This window comes from Oleiphilus sp. HI0086, from assembly GCF_001635225.1.
Window position 1 is genome coordinate 1 of sequence record NZ_LWFZ01001264.1, and the last position, 602, is coordinate 602.

The 602-nt window shown below is 43.2% G+C and carries 1 protein-coding gene and 1 pseudogene; both read right to left on the bottom strand.

From position 1 onward, the window contains the following. On the bottom strand, positions 1-395 hold a 395-nt coding region (locus A3756_RS21880; protein ID WP_068554637.1), incomplete at its 3' end, for a nuclear transport factor 2 family protein. Positions 396-410: 15 nt separating this feature from the next. Beyond that, positions 411-602 (bottom strand): annotated as a pseudogene (locus A3756_RS28850) (acyl-CoA desaturase); the annotation flags it as partial.

The window sequence follows — 602 nt, forward strand, 5'->3', positions numbered from 1 at the left end:
AGCAATTGCCCGCCATCAAAGTAGTCTCTGTGGTAGTACACTTTGTCGTTGAAACGTATTAGGCTTGCCCCTTCAATCGTGATTATTCTGCCTTTATTTAGCTTCGGGTGAGCATATTTCATGGTCCAATTTAACATGGCATCATTGTCTTTAACCCACTGGTCATGGAAGGTGAACTGGCAGGAAAGTAAGTTCTGATACAGTGACGCGCAGTACCCTTGAAAGTTAGCTACGCCTTCTATCCGATGAAAGCTATCTTCGAATAATACGTCTGGTTCGTAGACTGCTTCAATGATTCCACTATCGCAGTTATTCGCATCGAGCGTGTGGAAGAGGTGCTTGAATCGCTCTACAACATTAGCGGGTGTTTCTGACTTTATAACGACGACTGACATGATGATTGTGCCTTTTTAAGTATGAACGTTTATGCTTGAACGTTTTTGTCTACCTTCTTCTAGGATACGAGAAGGCACAGGGTTCAGATCAGAAATAATTCTAAAAAAGCTCAATAGACGCAGTATCAAGTAAGAAATATCAATCTCCCACCAGTAGAAACCCTGCCTTGCAGAGACGGCAAAGCGGTGATGATTGTTGTGCCAGCC